Genomic DNA, 22,124 nt, shown 5'->3' on the forward strand with positions numbered 1-22,124 from the left:
TGGCCCGGTTCTTGTTTCTTTGTCATGGAATCACCTTATAAATTAATAATGATTCACTTCAAAAGTGTCCTCCAAAATTAGACCACAGCAAACAGTGCGCCCCTTGCCTCCCCAATCCAGGCGCTTGACGCAGCGGACTCAAGCTCGCCCGCCCGCCTGGGCCGCCGTCGCCTTGCGTGGGTTTGCGGGACTGATTTTGTAGGTGCTGTCTTGTCGTTGCCGATATTGGCAGCCCTTGTAGTTGCCATTTCGTAGCGATGCTTTTGTAGCGGCACCCCTAGTGGGTGCCATTGCTGTTTGCTTGCGCGGCTCTTGGGCTCAACATTGAGTGTCAGGAGAAAATTGTTAAGCCATTACATTGCGTTCAGAATTTCTTGAGCGCGTCGTGTGCCGCGGCATGAATGATCTGGCGAAAGGGCTCTAGCACGGTGTCGGCTTTTATCGCATGGTTATAAACCAGCATGACGGTACTCGCCGGTAAGGCTGGGCGTACATTGAGTATTTTTACCAGACCCAGGCCAGCGTAACGACGGGCTATGGATTCGGGAACGATTGAAATAAAAGGGGTGTCGGCCACTAGTGCAAGATTGGATTCGAATGTGCGCGTTTCAATTACCGACCTGATCGGTGGTAGTCCTTGGTCGTTCCAGAATCGATCCAGCACGGCTCTGGAAGTTGTTTCAAGCGACGGCAAAATCCATTCCTGATCAGCCAGTACTGCCAGATCGATAGTGCGTTTCCCGAATGTCCGGTTCCCGGCACTGCAAACGATAAGAGGACGCTCTTCGTAGAGCCGTTCAGCCATGAAGTCGCTGCTGATTCCAGCCGCTCCTGCTACGTGCCGCATGATGGCGAAGTCCAGTTTTTCCTTGCAGAGCGCGTCAAAGAGCAGAATGGAACTGTCTTCGATAACGTTCATTCGAAAAACGGGAAGGCCACTTGACGCGTGGTCTCCAGATGACTGCGAATGTACTCGACTTAGCAGATAGGGCATCACGGAATGCATGGCTCGCGGTATGCAACCCAGCTTTACGGTCGAGCCGGAGGCATCGGTAATTTTGTCCAGCCGCTCTATGCCGCGCAATACGAAGCGAGCTTGGGTGATAACGGCTTTTCCTCGAATAGTTGGCTTGCTGCCGTGCACAGAGCGTTCGAAGACGCGAGCTCCTAGCCGATCTTCCGCCTCGGACAACAGTCGGGATAGCGCTGGTTGAGGCATGCCAAGGCTGATAGCGGCACGATGCACTGAACTGTGGTCGGCGATCGATACCAGGGCTTCAATATGGCGACGCTGCAGAGGTTTTTTTGCGGGGACTGTCATGACTGTTTGGCCTGGCAATATGATGTATTTTTTAGCATCACGCTATAGCAATAATATATCATTTACATCATTTTTGATGACAGCTATATTGGCCGGAGATCGTAAGTGTCATCGTATCCATGCGCCTGGAAGCCAATTCATGAAAATCAAGAAAGTCGAATGCCTTATTGTCCATCCCAGTTGGAGAAAGAACCTGGTTTTTGTCCGTGTTGAAACGGATGACGGTATTGTCGGCTGGGGTGAGGCCTACAGCCAGTACGACCGCGATCGTGCAATCGCTGCGCAGGTGGAAGAGCTTGGGCAGTATCTGGTGGGGCGTGATGCTTTCCACATTCGGCATTTCGTCCAGATCGCATTCGATGATTACGCGCAACGCCGATCGTCGCTGGAGTACTGGTGCGCGCTATCGGGAATCGAACAAGCCCTTTGGGACATAGCCGGGAAGGCCGTGGGGCAACCGGTGTACAACCTGCTGGGAGGGCCATGCCGCCAGAAGATACGCGTGTACGCCAATGGCTGGAGCTACAAGATGCAGAAACCGGACGATTTCGCACGAGCCGCCGAAAGCGTCGCCCGGACAGGGTTTACCGCGATGAAATTCGACCCTTTGCCCAGGCCTTGGCGCACCTATGTGCCAAAGGAGCATATACGCCACTCGGTTGAGGTTCTTCGCGCTGTTCGGGATGCGGTTGGCCCGGATGTTGACCTGCTCTTGGATATCCACAGGCGTTTGGCGCCTATGCACGCCATCAGCTTGGCGAATGCTCTGGCGGAGTTTGAACCTTATTGGTTTGAAGAGCCTTGCCAGGTCGAAAATCTGGATGCATTGGCAGAGGTTCGCGCGGCGAGCCCTATTCCGGTGGTTAGCGGGGAGGCAATGTATGGCCGGGCCGATTTCCGTCGATTGTTCCGGGAGCGTGCCGTGGACATCATCAATCCGGATGTTTCCAACTGTGGAGGCATTCTAGAGTTGATGTTCATAGCCGCTGCGGCAGAATCCGAAATGATCGCGGTGTCCCCCCATAACTACAACTCAACCACTTTGTCGCTGTCGGCGACCGTGCACGCGGCAGCCTGCATGCCGAATTTCATTATTACCGAATATTTTCTGCCCTACGAGGAGTTCGGCCGCGTGGTGGCACGCAACCCGCTTGTGCCTGTAAATGGCTATATCACTTTGCCGGAGGGGCCCGGACTAGGATTGGACGTTATCGAAGATGCTGTGCGTGCCCGGCCGTATCAAGGTTATCCCGCAAGGACATTTCGTGCGAGCGAGGATGATGTCCCAATGGGGCTTTGACTCCACACGCAGGTTAATGCCGCCGGTCTGAGCCGGAGGAGGAGACGGAAAAATGAAAAATACATGGATTGCTCGATTGTTATTGGTCGGCGTGAGCCTGTTGCTATGGAGTTCCCCTAGCCTGGCGAGCTATCCCGACAAACCAATACATTTCATTTGCACTTCGGCTGCGGGGTCTTCGCTAGACCTGATGATGCGGACTTTGGCCAAATTTTTGGGGGGCGAATTAAAACAGACAGTCATCGTAGAAAACAGACCTGGAGGCACTGGGGCCGTTGGGATGGGCGTAGCGACCAATGCGCCCGCGGATGGCTATACCGTCGTCTCCGCGACTGGCTCAACGTCATTTTTCATGGCGGAGGGAAAATCGTCTTATACGACGAATGATTTTATCTTTCTAAGAGGCCTGCAGGCCGAGCCATCGGCAATTGCGGTACGAAAGGACAGCAAGTTTCACACGCTGCCGCAGCTTGTCGAAGCGTTACGCAAGGATCCCGATAAAATCAATATTGGAGGTTACGCCGCCGCCGGTTTTCATCAGTTCGTTTACTACCGCCTGCAGCAGGCGGCTCGTTTCGAGGGAGTATGGGTTCCATTTCAGGGAGGCAATCAAGCCGTCATGGCCTTGATGGGCGGGTTTCTGGATGCTGCCGTCATTACGCCAAGTTCGGCCTTGCCACAGCTGCGACACGGTGACCTTCGCTTGCTGGCGATTAGTACTCCAGAGCGCGATCATTATTTTCCCGATGTGCCTACCTTTAAAGAACAGGGCTATGACGTAGTGGAAGCCCTTTGGCGCGGCGTCATGGTCAAGACGGGAACGCCGCCCGATGTCATTGCCGTCCTTTCCTCCGCCATGGACCGTGTGGAAGCAAATCCGGCCTGGAAGAAATTTATGACGCAGAACGTGCAGTCTCCATTGAATATAACGGGTGAAGAAATGCAGAATTATGTGATCGGGGAAGTGGCGGAACGGCGTAAGTTTTTACAGACTATAGGCGCGAAGTAGTTTTCGTGATCTTAAAAGCGTTCGTTTTTTGAATCGTTTGTGGGCAGAGCGGCGACGGCGCTCAGGCCTAATTTTGTAGCGACGTATTAATACTTGTAGCGGCACCCCTAGTGGGTGCCATTGCTGTTTGCTCGCATGGCTCTCCGGCCCAACCTCGGGCTTCCGCTATTGGGCTTCCATGGGGCGGGCCCATGCGTTTAGCGGCAATGGCGGTGCTTCCCGCCAGATACGGTGCAACGTGGTCCACAGCGCATCCAGCGCCGGCGGCGAGGGCCAGCGTGTGGGCACGACCGCTCGCCATGTGCCGTCCGGATTTCGTTCCGCCAGGCGAAAGCGGAACGAGTAATAGCCCACGCCCAGACCCATGCGCAGGTCGGTGGCGATCAGTTGGCCCTGAATCTCGTCGTACCGCAGCCAGTTGCCGGTGAACCACTGCAGGCGGGTCAGCCAAGGCAGTATGGGCGTTGCAGGAAGTATCGAGGTATGCAGCGGCTGCTCGATGAGTTCCGCTGGCTGGTTGTCGAACACGCCGGCTATCGCTTCGATATAGTGATCATCGCCTGTGCGCGCCACAACGCGCCACAGCAAAATACTGAAAGGTTCGGGCGTGGAGAACATAGCCTGGACCGCAACGCCTTTATGTGCCAGCTGTGCATGTACACGCGCCTCGATAGTGGCCTTCAAGCCTATGGATAAGGCCACGTAAGCAACACTGATCCCCAGCGCCCAATGCGCGGCACGCAGAGTGCGCGGCGTGGCTCCGGCAATCAGGCCCGCCAGGCCGGCAAGCAGCAAGGGGAGGGTGTAGAACGGATCGATGATGAATAGGCTGGACCAACTGGTGGGCACAGGCTTGAATGGCCAGAACAACTGCGTGCCATAACTGGTAAAGGCATCGAGCAGCGGGTGCGTGACCAGCACTAGCCACACAGCCAGAAACAGGCGGCTCGCGCCATAGCCTTGCGCGGGCCGCCAGCGCCGCAGACCCCAGGCCAATACCGCCGCAAGCGCCGTCAGCACAAACAGAGAATGAGAAAAGCTGCGATGGCTGATCATGGCCGCAACAGGATTGGCGTGACGGATCAGCACATCCAGGTCAGGCAGGGTAGCCAGGACGGCGCCTGCCACATAAGCTTTCCGGCCGTGAGCGCGTCCCAGCAGGGTGCCGGAAATGCACGCGCCCATCACTGCGTGGGTTATCGAATCCATGAAAAACTTTCGGGGCGAACCATCGTGGTATTTATCCGGTTTTACAGTGAAGAAGGCGCTGTTGGCTTCACGGACATAAAAGGCCGTGGTTCGGCGTCACGAACGAACATTAACGATCGTTGCCTGCATGATGGCAATCACCTTGTGGGTGGTCCCCGAGATGGCCCGGACCTCTCCTGTGCAGACCGTGAGAAGCTTGCCCGAATTCTGTACCTTTCCGATGGCCAGGAATTGTTCGCCGATCGCTGGGCGTAAAAAATTAATTTTGAACTCGGCCGTGACAACTTCGCACTCGGGCGGCGCTTTGGTCAACGCGGCATATCCGCATGCGCTGTCAACGACACTTGTTATTGCGCCGGCATGAACATAGCCATGCTGCTGAGAAAGCCGCTCGGAGAATGGCAGCTCTATTTGCACTTCACCGTCTGCGACCGACACAAGGTGCGCTCCAAGCGTTGCCATCAGGCCCTGCGCTGCAAAGCTGGCTGTAATTCGTTCCTGAATGTCATTCATAGGAAAAATAGACCTTTTGATTGGGAGTGCATGACGCCCGACCGTTGCGATACGGGCCGATTGGATACGAGCTGATGAATCTTCGAATTCGGTGTTCTCCCGATTTTATCGGACGGGTGCGCAGAGTGGTTGCCCCCGATAGTCTAACTGAAGCGTCTTGGCTGCCAGTGATTTTTGCACAATGATTTTGGCAGCTACTGTTGGCAGCCACAAGGGCTGCCACTACATACTCCGCAGGTATGTTTTGTAGCGGCACCCCTTGTGGGTGCCATTGAGAGAAAATAGGCGTCGTGACGAGGCATACATGACGCCCAACACTTACGGCATGGATCGATTGGGCCGGATTTTCCTCAATATACAAGTTCGAAGCGGCGACGGCGGCCCAGGCGGGCGGCGAACTTGAGTCCGCTGCGTCAAGCGCCTGGATTGGGGAGGCAAGGGGCGCACTGTTTGAGCAGGAAGCTTGCGAACAGCCCGGGGGGCTGTTCGCCCTGCGAGTTTGCGCACCGCCCCAATCCAGGCGCTTGACGCAGGCAGTCCTGGCAACGCCAGGACCGGACGAAGTGAGCACGCCCGCCTGGGCCGCCGTCGCCGCGGGTTAAGAACCTATGTATGTCAATAAAAACAATGGCACCCACAAGGGGTGCCGCTACAAAAACCAGTACCGTTGCAAAACCAGTGCCGCCACAGAAACCAGTGCCTACAACCCCTGCGCCTGCACCGCCGTCACCGCAATCACGTTGAAAACGTCCTCCGCGCTACATCCCCGCGACAAATCATTCGCAGGCCTGTTCAGCCCCTGCAGCACAGGCCCTATTGCCCATGCGTGTCCCAGCCTTTCAGTCAGCTTGTAGCCAATATTGCCGGCATCCAGATTAGGGAAAATCAGCACATTGGCTTCGCCCTTGACCTGAGAATCGACCACCTTTCGTGCCGCAATCGAAGGCACAATCGCTGCATCGAGCTGCACCTCGCCATCGACCGCCAGCGCCGGATCCTTCTCCCGCAGCAAAGCCGTTGCATGAGCCACCTTGCGTACATCGTGATGGTGCGCGCTGCCGCTCGTGGAAAACGACAGCATTGCCACCTTCGGTTCTACCCCCAACAACTGCCGTGCACTGTTGGCAGCCGCCAAAGCAATATCGGCCAGCTCTTCTTCGTTAGGGTTCACCACCAAGGCGCAGTCCGAAAAAATCATGGCCGACGTATCCCCATGAAACGGCTCTTCGCGCAGCATGATGAAAAAGCTCGACACCAGCCGCGTACCGGGCTTGGCGCCTATCAATTGAATCGCGCTGCGCACCACGTCGGCCGTAGTGTGCGCCGCGCCGGACACCGACCCGTCAGCGTGACCCAGCCGCACCATAAGGGCGGCAAAGGTCAGCGGCGCCAGCGCCGCTTCGGCCGCCTGTTCGGGTGTCATGCCGCGCTTATGGCGTAAATCGAGGAGGGTCTGAGTGATTTCCGGCAATAGTGCAGACGTGCCCGGCTCGATCAACCGCATCGCGCTCAGATCGAGACCGTGCTTGGCGGCGAGCGCCGTGATGGCTTCGCACCGGCCCACCATGTATATCTTTGCAATCTGTTCTTTTGCGGCGCGGGCCGCAGCCTGCAGCACTCGCAGATCTTCGCCCTCGCACAGCACGATGCGCTGCGGCGATCGGCGTGCCTGCGCTAATAATCGATCTAGTGCATTCATGGCCGTGCGCTCCGTTGGTGGGTGTATAAAAAATGGAGCCCCCTCATCGATCAACGCAGCGAATATGAGATCGACGTTAAAGAGAGAGCCCCATGTAAAGCAGTTTATACGTAGTCTTTGTACTTCGGAAGGAAACGAACCGGTTTGGACAAAGCGTCGCGCCGGAACGGATCGCCCAGCTCGCGCGTGCACATGATTTCGACTATCGTTGTCTTGCCGTGATTCATTTGCAGATCGATCGCCTTTTTAAGCGCGGGGCCCACATCTTCGAGCCTGTCGACCGTGATGCCTTCGGCTCCCATGGCCTTGGCGATACCCGCAAAGCTCTGGTTGTCGAGCTCACCGGCCACGAAGCGGCGGTTGTAGAAATCAACCTGGTTTTTCTTCTCGGCGCCCCATTGGCGGTTGTGGAAGACCACCGCGGTGACCGGAATATTGTGGCGCACGCAGGTCATGGTTTCCATCAGACTCATCCCCCAGGCTCCGTCGCCGGCATACGATACGGCGGGGCGTTCGGGCGCGGCCACCTTGGCGCCAATGATCGTCGGGAAGGCATAGCCGCAGTTTCCAAAGCTCATGGCGGCAAAGAAGCTGCGCGGCTTCTCGAAGCGCAGATAGCTGTTGGCAACTGAATTGATGTTGCCGATGTCGGTCGAGACCATCACGTCAGGGGGCATGGCTTTTTCAAGCTCGCGCAGAACCTGGCGCGGGTGCAGATAGCGGCCCGGCTCTTTGCTTTGCTCGGCGATCATGTCCAGGCTGAAGGGATCTTTCTCATGGGTCCATTCGTCCAGTTCTTTTTCCCACGAAGCCTTTTCAGCCTTGATTTCTTTGGCGCGGGCTTCTTTGCTGGCATCGCAAACCAGCTTCTTGCCGGCCAAGCGTTGCGTCAGCGCAATGGCGCTTGCCTTGGCGTCGCCGCAGATACCGACCGAAATTTTCTTGACCAGGCCCAGCATTTTGTTGTCGGCGTCGATCTGGATGATCTTGGCGTCTTTGGGCCAGTAGTCCAGGCCGTGCTGGGGCAGCGTGCCGAAAGGTCCGAGGCGTGTGCCCAGGGCCAGCACGACGTCGGCGCGGGCAATGAGTTTCATGGCGGCCTTGGAGCCTTGATAGCCCAGGGGGCCGCACCACAGAGGGTGGCTGGCGGGGAAGGAGTCGTTATGCAGGTAGCTGTTGACGACCGGCGCGCCCAGGCGCTCGGCGAGCGCTTTGCACTCTTCGACCGCGTCGGCCATCACCACTCCGCCGCCCGAGATAATGACCGGGAACTTGGCGTGCGCCAGAATTTCAGCGGCTTCGTTCAGGCTGTTTTCGCCGCCCGCGCCGCGATCCAGGCGTTGGGGTTTGGGGATTTCGGCTTTGATTTCGCCGTAGAAATAGTCGCGCGGAATGTTCAGTTGAGTAGGACCCATTTCCGACAGGGCGCGATCGAAGCAGCGCCCGGTGTATTCGGCCATGCGGGCCGGATGGGTAACGTGGCCCTGGTATTTGGTGAATTCCTGGAACATGGGTAGCTGATTGGCCTCCTGGAAGCCGCCCAGGCCGATGCCCATGGTGCCGGCTTCAGGGGTGACGATCACGACCGGTGAATGGGCCCAATAGGCGGCTGCAATGGCGGTGACGCAATTGCTGATGCCTGGGCCGTTTTGGCCAATGACCACACCGTGGCGGCCGCTCACGCGGGCGTAGCCGTCGGCCATGTGGCCGGCGCCTTGTTCGTGCACGACGGGAATCAGGCGGATGCCTGCCGGCGCGAAAATATCCATGGCATCCATGAACGCCGAGCCCATGATGCCGAACATTTCTGTGACGCCATTGGCGGCCATGGTTTCAACAAAGGCCTCGGACGGCGTCATCTTTTGCGGGCCGGGGGCGGGAGCAGGAGTAGGTTTGCTGGAGCTCATTTCATCTCTTCCTTTGGTGGTTATTGCGGTCTGATCATCACAAACAGTGGGGAGTAAAATTAGATATCGGTATATTTTATTCCGATATTTAATATTCACAAATACTTTATGTGTCTTATGAAAAAAAGTCAATTAAAAATTATTGAAGATGGAACCAATTGTACCGATTAATTGTATTTGATATGTAGATTTACGGCTACTGCTCCTCTGTGCCGGCTTGAACGACTTCCCAACTGGCTTATGCGAAACGTCTGCTCTGGCTCTAGACCCGTCATCGGCGATCTCCTAACTTAGCAATATTGCAAGGCGAGCGTGCGCTTCGCGCTGCCAAACTTACAGGAGATCCAAACATGTCTGATGAAACATTGACCCGAGTACTCGAAACGTTCGGTGCGGCCTGGAACCGCCACGACATTGATGGCCTGATGGCGTGCATGCATGATCGCTGCGTGTTTGAGGGCGTAGGGGGATCGGAAGTGTATGGCACCCGGTATGAAGGGATGGATGCTGTGCGCAAGGCCTTTGAGTCGGCATGGCTGACCATTCCCGATGCACAGTGGCGCAACCCAAAAATCTGGGTCAAGGGCGACCAGGGCGTCATGGAGTCTACCTTTACCGGCACGGCCGCCGACGGCGCTCATATTGAAGCCAATATGGTTGACCTGATTGTGTTTCGCGATGGAAAAATCCTGCGCAAGAACGCTTTCCGAAAAAACCGCCCGCCCATCCAGGCCAAGGCCTGATTTCCCGCTTTCATTTTGACGGCGCAATGGCGCGCCGCTTTACCCAGTACTTATCCACGGAGTCATCATGGCAGCCAGTCCCGAAGTTGTTAATGGCGCGCATCCGGCGTCGTTCAAGGAAAGTCCTTACGATCCCTTGTTCGATCCTTTAGTCACCCCAACCGGACGCGGCCAGGCTTATGCGCCGACCTACTGGGTAGGAACGGCAGGTACTCCTCCCGAGGACGATGGCCCCATCAACTCGGATATCGACGCCGACATCGTGATTATCGGCTCCGGTTTTACGGGGCTGGCCACCGCCTTGAATCTGGCGCAAGAGCATGGGGTCAAGGCGATTGTGCTGGAAGCCAACCGTACTGTTTGGGGTTGCACCAGCCGCAACGGCGGTCAGGGTCAGAACGCCTCGGGCAGACTCTATCGGTCGCAGTGGATCCAGCGTTGGGGCCTGGACACCGCCAAGCGTCTGGATGCTGAAATCCGCGGCGGATTCGAATACTGGAAAAGCATGGTGGCCACGATTGATTGCGATGCGCAGCCCGGCGGTCATTTGTATACGGCCCATCGTGCAAAAAAAATGGCCTTTCTCGAGAACGAAGCGCGCATCATGAAAGACGTGTTCGGCTACAACACACGGATGCTCAGCAGGGCCGAGCTGCATGAGCAGTATGTCTGCGACCAGGAAGCCCACGGAGCCTTGCATGAGCCCGATGGCGTGGGCGTCCATCCGCTGAAGCTGGCGTTCGGCTATATACGCAAGGCGCGCGCCCTGGGGGTGAAGATTCATCCGGCCAGTCCGGTGCTGGGCTGGGAAACGGTCAACGGCGTGCATCATCTGCGCACGCCAGGCGGCATTGTGCGCGCTCGCCGCGTGGCGGTGGCCACCGGTGGGTACACCCCGCAAGGGCTGCACAAAAGCCTGACCAGCAAGATCATGCCCATCTTGTCCAATTCGATGGTGACACGCCCGTTGACCGAGGCCGAAAGGGCCGAGGCGGGCCTAAAGACCACCACATTTATTACGGATACGCGCACCCTGCGTTTTTATTATCGCTTGTTGCCCGACGGCTCCATGCAGATTGGCAGCCGTAGCTCGGTGACCGGCGCCGATGCCAAGAATCCGCGTCATTTCGAGTTGTTGAAGGAAGGCTTGTACCGGAAATTTCCCAGTCTGCGCAATATCCCTATTGCGTATTCGTGGTGGGGATGGGTGGATGTCAGCCATGACATGATGCCGCGCATTACTCAGCCCGATCCTCGCGAGCAAATTTATTACGCGTTTGGCTACGGTGGCAACGGAGTTTCGTTTTCATCTCATGCCGGCCGCAGGCTCGCGGAGCGGATCATGGGCCGTCCGGGTGAACAATGGAATCTGCCGATTTACAACTCGCCGCTGCCGGGCCATTTGTTCGCGCCGTTCCGCCGCCTGGGCCAAGCCATGCTGTATAAATATTATTATCTGCGCGACGAGCATCTTTGATTGGCGGATGCTGTTTCGGTTGTCGATATCGCTAGGGCATTTTTGGTCAATCTGTATACGGCATGGGATGTTTGGGTATTTGAAGACGCCGTCTATGGGGGCCGGGGCGGGGCCGGCCGGCGGCCTGCCTCTATCACGTTGCCCGCCGCCCCTACCCACCCCTCGCCCTGCGGCGTCTTAAGAAAATACCCCACCCAAAACGGCGCAAAAAAACAGCGACGCGAAACGCGTTCAGTTCCGTAAACATTTGAATCGAAAATGCCCTAATGGCACCCACAAGGGGTGCCGCTACAAAAACGTGGCGTCATTAACCACGCATCTCGCGGTAAACCTTGCTCAGACGCTCGATTCCAGGGCCAATGCGGCTGCTGTCAATGGCGCTAAAACCCATGCGTATGTAGTTGTTCCGATCGTGCAGGGCGTTATGAAAAAAAACATGGCCCGGCTCTATACATACCCCTTGTTTGACGGCCAGATCGGCCAGTTCTTGTGTATTGACGCCCTCGGGGGCCTTGACCCAGCACGATGACCCGCCGCTTAATGGAATAAGCTCGAATTCCGGCAGATGCTTGCCCAGTTCTTCGGTCAGGACTCGGGCGCGCTCCTGGTAGATGACGGACAATCGGCGCAGCAGTGCATGGTGATGGCCCAACGAGATGAATAGGGCAAATGCCCGTTGTATATAGGCTGAGGGATGGCGCAGCATCAGGCGGCGCAGGGCGCGTAATTCATGGATCAGCTCTTTGGGGGCAACGATATAGCCAATGCGCAAGCCCGGCGCAAAGCTTTTGGACAAACTGCCTACATAAATGACACGCCCGTTCTTGTCCAGGCTTTTGAGCGCAGGGGTGGGGGTGTTGTCGTAGCGATTTTCTGTTTCGTAGTCATCTTCGATAATGATGCTGTCGGCTTCCTCGGCCATGGCCAGTAGCGCTTCGCGTCTTGCAAGCGGTAGCGTTACCGTGGTGGGGCATTGATGGCTGGGGGTCACGAACAGGTAGTCGCAATCGAGCAACTGGGGCGTAATGCACAGGCCGTCGCGATCGATAGGCAGCGGCAACAGATGCGCGGTCCGGTGGGCGAAGGTATTGCGTGCATCGGGGTAGCCCGGATCTTCCATGCCCACCACGGTGTGGCTCTGAATCAGCATATCGCCCAGCAGATAGAGCGCATGCTGAGCGCCTACGGTAATGACTATTTCTTCTTTTTCCGCCCAGACACCCCGCCGGGGCAGAACCTGGGTGCGGATTTCTTCGATCAGCACGGAGTCGTCGTGAGTGATCAGGTCGGGAGCCCAACTGCGGATATCAAGCACCGATAAGGCTTTGGTGCAGCATTCGCGCCATTCCGCCGTGGGGAATTGGGACGCGTCGAATTGGGCATAAACGAACGGAAACGGAAGCGTCTGCCAGTCGGCGGGCTTGACGATATTGCGTTGAGTCGAAGGATGAAAGCTCAGGCGCTGATCCCAGGATGCCCGGGGTTGCGCCATCTGGCCGGTGGCGGGTTCGGACACCGCGGCCACTCGCCCCTGGAGGACGTCGTTGGCAACGACGTGGCCACTGCGCTCCCGCGACACCAGATAGCCTTCGGACACCAATTGCTGGTAGGCAAACACCACCGTGTTGCGCGCGACGCCCAGGCTGTCGGAGAGCAGACGGCTCGAAGGCACGGATGAGCCCGGTGGCAGGTGCCCGGACAGAATGGCGGACACCAATGTTTGTCGAATACGACCCTGCAGGCTGAGGTTCGAATCGCTGACGCGTTCGAACAGCGTGGCCCATAAAACAGACTGAGCGGGTGCGGTGGGTTGCTGCATGGCGGTATCGACCCTGTAGGCGAATATAACCCCCGCCCAAGCCAGCGGGGAGTTGCCTTATACGATACCAGAGTCTGGAAGACGTATCTCGGAAATGGTGGTTGCTGCCGTTATGTAGTGGCAGCCCTTGTGGCTGCCATCTATGCAATGACAAAAAAAGGCACCCACAAGGGGTGCCGCTACAAATTTCCTAACCTGGGATCAGGCCTTGCCTTTCCATGGGATCAGTATCTTTTCCAGATAACGCACCAGCAGATCGAAAATAAAGGCGAAAAAGCCAATGACGATGATCCCCATGATGACGGTGTCGCTGGCCAGGTACTGGGCCGCATTGAGCACCATGAAGCCCAGGCCGCGCGAGGCGGCAATCATTTCGGCCGCCACCAGGGTGGTCCAGCCCACGCCTATGCCTATGCGCATGCCGGTAAAGATTTCGGGCATGGCCGCTTTGAGAATGACGTGCCAGATAATCTGGGTGCTGGTCGCGCCCATGGCGTAGGCCGCGTGGATTTGCTCCATGGATACCGATTTGACTCCGGCCCGGGCTGCGATCGCCATGGGCGCAAAAATGGCCAGGTAGATCAGGAAAACCTTGGGGAATTCGCCGATGCCGAACCAGATGATGACCAAGGGCAAGTAGGCCAGCGGCGGCAGGGGGCGGTAAAACTCGATGATAGGATCGAACAGGCCCCGGGCGATACGATTGACGCCCATTAATATGCCGACAGGCACGGCCGTGACCAGCGCCAGGAAGAAGGCGCCCATGACTCGGCTCAAGCTGGCCGCGGTATGCTGCGCGAGCGTGGAGTTGGCCACGCCCTCGGTCATGGCTTGGATGAACTTATCGTAGACGGCGCCGGGCGAAGGCAGGAAAATGGGCTTGATGAGCCCGACCCGTGTGATCAGAAACCATAGGGCGATCAGGACGACTGCCGTCATGACACTGATGAAGACGCTGTTGCCCGCGCCCGGGGCCCCGTAAACCTTGCCTGGCGCGGCAGGTTTAACCAAAAAGAATTTCCTAAACATGAATCGGCTCCGATTGTTCAGCGGCACGTTCATCGCCGTAAATAATGCTCAGGATGATTTCGCGCATGGCGATAAAGTCTTTACTGGATTTGATGGCGCGTGCGTCTCTGGACTCCAGGAATCGTTTGTTGAAGTCCAGCTCGTAGGTGTGGGTGATCCGCCCCGGCCGGGGCGACATGACTACCAGGCGCGATCCTAGAAACAGTGCTTCTTCGACGCTGTGGGTAATAAAGAAAAACATCTTGTTCGTGTGCCGCCAGACGTCGAGCAATAGCTCTTGTATGGTTTCACGGGTAAGCGCGTCAAGAGCGGCCATTGGCTCGTCCATGAGCAGCATGGCGGGATTGCAGGTGAGCGCACGGGCGATCCCTACGCGTTGCTGCATGCCGCCCGACAATTGGTAGATCATGTGCTGGTGGAAATCCTGCAGGCCCACCAGTTCCAGGTTCTTCGCTGCGGTGGCGCGACGCTGGTTTTTGGGGACGCCTTGCAGCTTCAAACCGAATTCGGTGTTTTCCATTACGTTAAGCCAGGGCAGCAGGGCGTGTTTCTGGAATACTACGCCTCGATCCGAGCCTGGCCCTACGATGGGCTTGTTGCCCAACAGCAACTCCCCTTGCGTGGGCGATAAAAAACCCGCCAGCAAGTTCAGCAGCGTTGTTTTGCCGCAGCCCGACGCACCGAGCGCCACGACAAAATCGCCGGAATTGATTTGTAGATTGACGTCTTTGAGCGCCACTACCGAGCCGCCGTGCTGCAAACTGGGGTAGGTAACGTTGACGCCGGTGACATGCAAAGCTTCCATAGGCGCTGTCATGCTGAACTCCTTGGGCTGAGGTGAGGCCCGGCCCTGGCCTGCATGGGACGCAGGTTCGGGCTGGGTGTGGAAGGAGACTATTTGCTGGCCGCTTCGGCGTACGAGCTGTTTACGAACGGGGCATAGTCGCCTAGCACGCGGTCGATCTGGCGTTGCGACTTCAGGAAGTCGGCACTGGCGGTGAGGGCGCGTACGGCGCCGCTATCTTTGCCCCCACCCAGCCAGGTCTTGGACGCTTGTTCCTTGGCGTCGGGGAAGATCAGGAGTTTGAGCGCCGAGAGAATGTCGTCGGGCTTGCCGCCGATCATTTTGATGATGCCTTTGATATCCTGCGAGCTGGAGGCCATTTTTGCGCTATTGGCGTTGTAGTCGCTGTACGACTTTGCCAGCACCTTGGTGAATGCCGCCATGAACTTGGGATTTTTGGCGGCCCATGCCTTGCTGGCGACAATGCCGTCGAAGGTGGGAACGCTTTGCGCGCCGATCTGGGCCGAATCGGTAATGGTGGTGCCGGTTTTCTGGATTTCGGTCAATGCTGGGGGCCAGACATAAGCGGCGTCGATGTCGCCGCGCTGCCAGGCGGCAACGATTTGAGGCGGCTGCATGTTCAGGATGTTGACCTTGGATGGGTCCATCTTCCAAAGTTTGGTCAGGCCGACCAGAAGGTGAAAGTGCGAGGTCGAGACGAAGGGTACGGCGACTTTTTTGCCGATCAGATCCTGGGGTTTGGTAATGCCCGAACCGTTACGGGCCACCAGCGCCTCGGATTTGCCGATGTTGTCCAGAATCCAGAACAACTCTATGTCGACACCACGCGTGGCGGCGGCTGTAATGCCGGTCGAGCCAAGCACACCTACAGGTACATCCCCCGAGGCCAATGCGGTGGAGATGTCGCCGGCCGAGCTGAATTGCCGCCAGTCGATTTTGTATCCGGCCTCTTTGGCTGCGCGATCGAAACTGCCATCGGCGATGGCGCTGACAAACGGCCCTACAATTTGTTGATATCCCACTACGAGAGTGGTTTCTGCTTGGGCAGTGGCGGCGCTTAGCGCCAGGGTGCCACACGCCAGGCCCAACAGGCTTAATTTGCGTGCACGTCGGAATAACGATTGCATGGTGAGTCTCCATCCAGGTAGTCGAGCACTTCTTTGAGCGCTACATATTCGTGTGTTTCGCTGCGTGACTAAATAGTGCCTATACTACCCGGGGCAGGCTAGGTCCAGTTGATTTTATTAGATAGAGCCAGTTTTGGCGGATTGCTGCGGCGAATCAATTTCGCCTGTGTTTCTACTGGGAAATCCAGTAAACGCAGGGTATGCGGCCGGATGGATTAAGGGTAATTGCCTAGGGGGATTGAAGGCAGGAGGGGGAGGGGTAGGAAAAATGGCAGCCACAAGGGCTGCCACTACGTCTCGTCTGAAATAACCGCCTACAGCGCTAAATCCCGCCCAAACATACGTATTTGAGCTCCATGAAATCGTCCATGCCGTAGATCGAGCCTTCGCGCCCCAGTCCGGACTGCTTGACTCCGCCAAAAGGTGCAACTTCGTTGGAAATCAGGCCGGTATTGACGCCCACCATGCCGTATTCCAGCGCTTCGGCTACACGGAAAATGCGGCCGACGTCGCGGCTGTAAAAGTACGAAGCGAGGCCGTATTCGGTGTTGTTCGCCAGTTCAATGACATGGGCTTCATCGGTGAATTTGACCACCGGCGCCACGGGGCCGAAGGTTTCTTCGCGCATGCACAGCATATCTTCGCCCACATTGGACAGGATGGTGGGCTCGTAAAAACGTCCGCCCAGTGCGTGGGCCTTGCCGCCCATAACCACTTTTGCGCCTTTGTCGACAGCGTCCTTGACATGTTCCTGCACTTTGGCGACAGCCGCGTCGTCGATCAGCGGGCCTTGGGTCACGGCCTGGGCAAAGCCGTCGCCGACTTTAAGGACGCTGCGAACTTTGACGGCCAATTTTTCGATGAATTGATCGTACACGGCGGCGTGTACATAAAGGCGGTTGGCGCAAACGCAAGTCTGCCCCGCATTGCGGTATTTCGATACGATGGCGCCGTCGACGGCGGCGTCGATATCGGCATCGTCAAAGACAATGAATGGCGCCAGGCCGCCCAGTTCCAGCGACAGTTTTTTAACGGTCGGGGCGCTTTGCTGCAGCAGGATGCGGCCCACAGGGGTTGAGCCCGTAAACGTAACCTTTTTCACGATGGGGCTGGCGCAAAGCACCTTGCCCACGGCAATCGACCGTTCGCTGTCGGCGGCGATGATATTCATTACCCCGGCGGGGATGCCGGCGCGTTCGGCCAGTTCGGCCAGGGCCAGTGCCGACAGCGGCGTTTGCTCCGCCGGCTTGAGAACCACGGTGCAGCCCGCGGCCAGGGCGGGAGCAACCTTGCGGGTGATCATCGCATTGGGGAAGTTCCACGGCGTAATGGCGGCGCAAACTCCAATGGGCTCGCGCATGACCAGCATGCGGTTTGAGGCGTTGGGCGAAGCCATGATGTCGCCGGTGACCCGTTTGGCCTGCTCGGCAAACCATTCGACGAATGAGGCGCCGTAAACGATTTCACCGCGCGATTCGGCGATAGGCTTGCCCTGCTCCAGGGTCATGATCTGGGCCAGATCTTCGGCATTGGCAAGAATCAGGTCGAACCAGCGGCGTAATATCGCGGCGCGGTCCTTGCCGGTGCGAGCCCGCCAGGCCTTTTGCGCCTTGTTGGCCGCGTCGATGGCGCGCTCGGTTTCGGCCGCGCCCAGATTGCAAACTTTGGCGATGATCGCGCCGGTCGATGGGTTGTCAACCGTAAAGGTGCTGGCATCGTCGGCGGCCACCCATTGGCCGTTGATATAGGATTGGGTGCGGTAAAGCGTTGAGTCTTGCAAATGGATGGGAAGTTTTGTGGTCGTCATAATAGTAAGAGATAAGAGGCAGGATAAGGGCGTAGTTGGAAAGGTTTGAGCTGTCGGAATTATTGTACGCTGCTCATTCAGGTATGGCGGGCGCGCACTCCAGGTGTTCGGCGTAGTTGGTGCAGAACGCTTCGATCTGATCCATGACCAGATCGATATCGTCGGAAACGGTAAACAGTTCCAGGTCGTGCGGGCCGATCAACTTATTGCTGAGCTGTTGAGCATTTATCCACTCGATCAGGCCCGACCAGAACGAGGCGCCCATCAAAACGATAGGCGCAGGCGGCAGTTTGCCTGTTTGAACCAGGGTAGCGATTTCGAAGATTTCGTCCAGTGTGCCAAACCCGCCCGGCAGGGCAATATAGGCGGCGCTATGCATAAAAAAGGTGGCTTTGCGCGAGGTGAAAAAATCGAAATACAGGCTGTGCGTCTGGTATGGATTGTGGGTGGTTTCGTGTGGCAGCGTGATGTTCAACCCTATGCTTTTGCCGCCTGCCTCGTAGGCACCCTTGTTGGCGGCCTCCATAATGCCCGGCCCGCCGCCGGCGATCAGCGTCAGGCCCGCTTTGGCCAATCGGGCGCCGACGGCCTGCGCCAGTGCATAATAGGGGGATTGTGGCGTGACGCGGGCGCTGCCAAAAACGCTGACACCCCAGCCGACTTCCCTGAGGCGGTCCGCAGCGGCCTGCATCTCTGACATAATTCGGGGAATCTGCTGATCTACAGACGTACGGGCTATTTTACTCGTACGGGCCATTTTACTTATTGTCATGAAAAAAACCTTGTTGCTTGTTGATGGATCCAGCTATCTGTATCGGGCCTATCATGCCATGCCCGATCTGCGAAACGCTAAAGAAGAGCCCACGGGGGCTCTCTATGGTGTCGTAGCCATGTTACGTAGACTGCTGTTAGATTACAAGGCAGATTACTTGGCTTGCGTGTTTGACGCAAAGGGGGGTACGTTTCGCGACGACATTTATCCTCAGTACAAAGCGCAACGGCCGTCCATGCCTGAAGACATGGTGGCGCAGATCGAGCCTATCCATAAGGTAGTCGCGGCGCTCGGCTGGCCGGTGCTGGCCGTGCCCGGTGTCGAAGCCGACGACGTGATCGGCTCGCTCGCCAAGCGCGCCACCCGGGCCGGTTTGCATACGGTTATTTCCACGGGCGACAAAGACTTGGCCCAATTGGTCGACGAACATGTGGAACTGGTCAACACCATGAGCGGCGAGCGGCAGGATATCGCCGGCGTCATAAAGAAATTTGGCGTTGCTCCGGCCCAGATTGTGGATTACCTGATGTTGATCGGCGATAGCGTCGATAATGTTCCCGGAGTGGCCAAGGTCGGCCCCAAAACGGCGGCCAAATGGCTGACCGAGTATCAGTCCGTCGAGGGCCTGGTGGCTCACGCCGATGCCATCAAGGGGGCTGTCGGTAACAATCTGCGCGAGGCGATTCCCCATTTCGAGATGACGCGGCGTTTACTGGCCTTGAAGCTGGATTGCGAGATTCCCGGCGTTTCTGACGATCTGACCGAATTGGTTGCCAGGCCGGCGGATCGCGAGGCCTTGCTGAAGTACTACGATTATTACGGGTTCCGTACCTGGCTGCGCGAGTTAAGCGGCGAGCCCGAGCGCGTGCCGGCGCAAGATAGCCGCGTGGCGTCCCAGCCGCCCGAAGCGCCTGCCCAGGTGCACTACGACACCGTGCTCGACTGGCACGCCTTTGACGCCTGGCTGGGCAAGATCGAAGGCGCCGATCTGGTGGCCATTGATACCGAAACAACGTCGCTCGACCCGATGCAGGCGCGCCTGGTGGGTATTTCCCTGTCGGTTGCGCCTGGCGTTGCCTGCTACATTCCGGTGGATCATCGTGGCCCCGACCGAGTGGTTCAATTACCCAAGAAAGAGGTGCTTGATCGTTTGCGCCGCTGGCTCGAAGACGCGTCGGTGGCCAAGCTCTTGCATAACGCCAAATACGATGCCCATGTGTTCATGAACGAAGGTGTGCGCCTGGCTGGCATCACCGAGGATACGATGTTGCAGGCGTATGTGCTGGAATCGCATCGGCGCGTCGGTTTGCAGGAATTGGCCGAACGCTGGCTGGGACGCACCGGCGTCACGTATGAAGAATTATGCGGCAAGGGAGCCAAGCAAATCGGCTTTGACGAAGTCGAAATCGACCGGGCGGCGTATTACTCGAGCGAAGATTCCGACTTTACGCTGCAGCTGCATAGGGTTTTGCGCCCCCAGATTGCTCGCGAGGCGGGCCTTGAGGCCATTTACCGGCTCGAAATCAAGGCTTCGGCCGTGTTGACCACCATAGAACGCAACGGGGTGCGCATAGACGCGCATGCGTTGGCCATGCAAAGCCACGAAATCGGCCAGCAACTGGTGCAGCTGGAGCAGAAGGCGTACGAGCTGGCCGAACAGCCCTTTAACCTGAATTCGCCCAAGCAACTGGGCGAAATCCTGTTCGATCGCATGCATTTGCCGGTCGTACGCAAGACCGCAGGGGGGGCGCCGTCGACCGATGAAGATGTACTGACCAAGTTGGCGCACGATTATCCCTTGCCGCGCGTATTGCTCGACTATCGGGGCCTGGCCAAGCTTAAGTCCACCTATACCGACAAGCTGCCCAAAATGATTAACCGCGATACGCAGCGCGTACACACGCGCTATGCCCAAGCGGCGGTGATTACCGGGCGCCTGGCTTCGTCGGATCCCAATTTGCAAAATATCCCGGTTCGTACCCCCGAGGGTCGCCGGGTGCGTACGGCATTCGTGGCGACCGAAGGGCAGATCGTTTCGGCCGACTACTCGCAAATCGAGCTGCGCGTCATGGCGCATGTGTCGGGCGACGAAAATCTGCAACGCGCTTTTGCGCAAGGCGAAGATATTCACCGTGCGACCGCCGCTGAAGTGCTCGGGGTGGCGCTCGATCAGGTTTCGTCCGAACAGCGCCGCGCGGCCAAGGCCATTAATTTCGGCTTGATATACGGCATGGGCGAATTTGGCCTGGCCGCCAACCTGGGCATTACCCGCGACGCCGCGCGTGCCTATATCGACCGTTATTTCGTGCGTTACCCGGGGGTCGCGGCGTATATGGAGCGAACGCGTGCGAAAGCGCGCGAGCAGGGTTATGTTGAAACCGTTTTCGGGCGGCGCTTGTGGTTTCCGGAGTTGCGCGGCGCCAAAGGGCCGCGCCAGGCTGCCGCCTTGCGGGCCGCCATCAATGCGCCCATGCAGGGCACCGCGGCCGATCTTATAAAAATGGCCATGGTCGCGGTACAGGATTGGCTCGATGCCGAACAGCTCAAGACGATAATGATCATGCAGGTGCATGACGAGCTGGTCTTCGATGTACCCGAAGCCGAGGTGGAAGTGCTGGTTCAGCACCTGCCCGGCCTGATGTGCGATGTCGCGCAATTAAGCGTCCCGCTCGTGGCCGAGGTAGGCATGGGGCCAAACTGGGAGCAGGCACATTGAAAGCGGTTGCGCCAATGCTTGCGTCGCCTTTTTAAGGCTATGTTTTATTTGTACCGAGGGCTGACATGTCTTTTTCTCCCATTACCGGCGCTGCCGGCACCACCATCCATACCTCGTCCGACGGCCTCAGGCACGGCCTGTTCGATATGCCGACCTACGACGGCGCGATCAAGGCGTATTACGCCGCGCCTGCCAAGCAGGCTCAGCGGCCCGTTATTCTGGTAATACAGGAAATCTTCGGCTTGCATGAACATATTCAAGACGTTTGCCGCCGTTTTGCGCATGAGGGCTATTTTGCCGTGGCCGTCGAGCTCTACCAGCGGCAGGGCGATGCCGGGTCTTATACCGATATACCCGGGTTGATTCGCGAGATTGTCGCCAAAGTGCCCGATGAGCAAGTGATGGCCGATCTGGATGCCAGTGTGCAGTGGGCGGCCGCGCAGGGCGGCGATGTGGCGCGTCTGGGCGTGACTGGTTTTTGCTGGGGCGGCCGGCTGGCCTGGATGTATGCGGCGCATAATCCGGCGTGCAAGGCGGCCGTCGCCTGGTATGGGCGGCTGGTCAATGGCCATGGCCCCTTGCAGGTGCGCAACCCCATCGACGTGGCGGCCAGTGTGCATGCGCCTGTACTGGGTTTGTACGGCGCGCACGACGCCAGCATCCCGCTGGCCGGCCTGCATCAGGTTGAAGCGGCGCTGGCCCATGGCGGCGTGGCCTCCAAGGCTTCGCGTTTTGTGGTGTATCCGGATGCCGGCCATGCTTTTTATAGCGATTATCGCCCCAGCTATCGCAAGGCCGACGCCGAGGATGCGTGGGCGCGTGCGCTGGAGTGGTTTGGGCGTTATTTAGCGTAAGTAATTGAAAAACGGAA

17 protein-coding genes are annotated in these 22,124 nt (G+C 57.7%); 6 read left to right on the forward strand and 11 right to left on the reverse strand.

Annotation, left to right across the window (positions count from 1 at the left end):
* Window positions 1-364 precede the first annotated feature (364 nt).
* Window positions 365-1,321, reverse strand: coding sequence for a LysR substrate-binding domain-containing protein (locus tag EDC26_RS13570; protein ID WP_132583512.1), 957 nt, complete (start codon window positions 1,319-1,321; stop codon window positions 365-367).
* A gap of 139 nt (window positions 1,322-1,460) precedes the next feature.
* Between EDC26_RS13570 and EDC26_RS13575 the strand changes: the two genes are divergently transcribed.
* Window positions 1,461-2,621 (forward strand): mandelate racemase/muconate lactonizing enzyme family protein, encoded by a 1,161-nt coding sequence (locus tag EDC26_RS13575; RefSeq protein WP_165931032.1) that lies wholly within the window; start codon window positions 1,461-1,463, stop codon window positions 2,619-2,621.
* 52 nt (window positions 2,622-2,673) lie between these two features.
* Window positions 2,674-3,630 carry a tripartite tricarboxylate transporter substrate binding protein gene (locus EDC26_RS13580; RefSeq protein WP_132583516.1) on the forward strand — a complete coding sequence of 319 codons (957 nt, stop codon included), beginning with the start codon at window positions 2,674-2,676 and terminating at the stop codon, window positions 3,628-3,630.
* A 165-nt stretch (window positions 3,631-3,795) separates the two neighbouring features.
* Here EDC26_RS13580 and EDC26_RS13585 read toward each other — a convergent pair whose 3' ends face one another.
* The 4 genes from EDC26_RS13585 to xsc all read right to left on the reverse strand — a co-directional run bounded on the left by EDC26_RS13585 (window position 3,796) and on the right by xsc (window position 8,958).
* Window positions 3,796-4,839, reverse strand: coding sequence for a metal-dependent hydrolase (locus EDC26_RS13585; RefSeq protein ID WP_132583518.1), 1,044 nt, complete (start codon window positions 4,837-4,839; stop codon window positions 3,796-3,798).
* Window positions 4,840-4,935: 96 nt separating this feature from the next.
* The gene (locus EDC26_RS13590) at window positions 4,936-5,352 is read right to left on the reverse strand and encodes a PaaI family thioesterase (RefSeq protein WP_132583520.1); all 417 of its coding nucleotides are present in this window, start codon (window positions 5,350-5,352) and stop codon (window positions 4,936-4,938) included.
* A 700-nt stretch (window positions 5,353-6,052) separates the two neighbouring features.
* The gene (gene pta / locus EDC26_RS13595; protein WP_132583522.1) at window positions 6,053-7,051 is read right to left on the reverse strand and encodes a phosphate acetyltransferase; all 999 of its coding nucleotides are present in this window, start codon (window positions 7,049-7,051) and stop codon (window positions 6,053-6,055) included.
* 104 nt (window positions 7,052-7,155) lie between these two features.
* Window positions 7,156-8,958 carry a sulfoacetaldehyde acetyltransferase gene (gene xsc / locus EDC26_RS13600; RefSeq protein WP_207915156.1) on the reverse strand — a complete coding sequence of 601 codons (1,803 nt, stop codon included), beginning with the start codon at window positions 8,956-8,958 and terminating at the stop codon, window positions 7,156-7,158.
* A gap of 350 nt (window positions 8,959-9,308) precedes the next feature.
* Between xsc and EDC26_RS13605 the strand changes: the two genes are divergently transcribed.
* Together EDC26_RS13605 and EDC26_RS13610 are read left to right on the forward strand one after the other, a co-directional pair.
* Window positions 9,309-9,701 (forward strand): nuclear transport factor 2 family protein, encoded by a 393-nt coding sequence (locus EDC26_RS13605; RefSeq protein WP_132583524.1) that lies wholly within the window; start codon window positions 9,309-9,311, stop codon window positions 9,699-9,701.
* Between the two features lie 67 nt (window positions 9,702-9,768).
* Window positions 9,769-11,178 carry an NAD(P)/FAD-dependent oxidoreductase gene (locus tag EDC26_RS13610; RefSeq protein WP_132583526.1) on the forward strand — a complete coding sequence of 470 codons (1,410 nt, stop codon included), beginning with the start codon at window positions 9,769-9,771 and terminating at the stop codon, window positions 11,176-11,178.
* A 307-nt stretch (window positions 11,179-11,485) separates the two neighbouring features.
* Here EDC26_RS13610 and pdxR read toward each other — a convergent pair whose 3' ends face one another.
* The 6 genes from pdxR to EDC26_RS13640 all read right to left on the reverse strand — a co-directional run bounded on the left by pdxR (window position 11,486) and on the right by EDC26_RS13640 (window position 18,537).
* On the reverse strand, window positions 11,486-12,997 hold the full coding sequence (gene pdxR, locus EDC26_RS13615) for a MocR-like pyridoxine biosynthesis transcription factor PdxR (RefSeq protein WP_132583528.1): 1,512 nt from the start codon (window positions 12,995-12,997) through the stop codon (window positions 11,486-11,488).
* 201 nt (window positions 12,998-13,198) lie between these two features.
* Window positions 13,199-14,026 (reverse strand): ABC transporter permease subunit, encoded by an 828-nt coding sequence (locus EDC26_RS13620; RefSeq protein WP_132583530.1) that lies wholly within the window; start codon window positions 14,024-14,026, stop codon window positions 13,199-13,201.
* Entirely contained in the window at window positions 14,019-14,831 is an 813-nt protein-coding gene (locus EDC26_RS13625; protein ID WP_132583737.1) for a taurine ABC transporter ATP-binding protein, read from the reverse strand. The genes EDC26_RS13620 and EDC26_RS13625 overlap by 8 nt, the downstream gene beginning before the upstream one ends.
* An 89-nt stretch (window positions 14,832-14,920) precedes the next feature.
* On the reverse strand, window positions 14,921-15,958 hold the full coding sequence (gene tauA, locus EDC26_RS13630; RefSeq protein ID WP_132583532.1) for a taurine ABC transporter substrate-binding protein: 1,038 nt from the start codon (window positions 15,956-15,958) through the stop codon (window positions 14,921-14,923).
* A 322-nt stretch (window positions 15,959-16,280) separates the two neighbouring features.
* Entirely contained in the window at window positions 16,281-17,765 is a 1,485-nt protein-coding gene (locus tag EDC26_RS13635; RefSeq protein WP_132583534.1) for an NAD-dependent succinate-semialdehyde dehydrogenase, read from the reverse strand.
* Window positions 17,766-17,838: 73 nt separating this feature from the next.
* Window positions 17,839-18,537, reverse strand: a complete 699-nt coding sequence (locus EDC26_RS13640; RefSeq protein ID WP_481859726.1) for an LOG family protein — start codon at window positions 18,535-18,537, stop codon at window positions 17,839-17,841.
* Between EDC26_RS13640 and polA the strand changes: the two genes are divergently transcribed.
* Window positions 18,536-21,253 carry a DNA polymerase I gene (gene polA, locus EDC26_RS13645; RefSeq protein WP_132583536.1) on the forward strand — a complete coding sequence of 906 codons (2,718 nt, stop codon included), beginning with the start codon at window positions 18,536-18,538 and terminating at the stop codon, window positions 21,251-21,253. The two genes, EDC26_RS13640 and polA, sit on opposite strands and share 2 nt — an antisense overlap.
* A 65-nt stretch (window positions 21,254-21,318) precedes the next feature.
* Window positions 21,319-22,107: a dienelactone hydrolase family protein gene (locus EDC26_RS13650; RefSeq protein ID WP_132583538.1), complete on the forward strand. Its 789-nt coding sequence runs from the start codon at window positions 21,319-21,321 to the stop codon at window positions 22,105-22,107.
* The last annotated feature ends 17 nt before the right edge of the window (window positions 22,108-22,124 follow it).

Source organism: Paralcaligenes ureilyticus (assembly GCF_004346225.1).
GTDB lineage: Bacteria > Pseudomonadota > Gammaproteobacteria > Burkholderiales > Burkholderiaceae_B > Paralcaligenes > Paralcaligenes ureilyticus.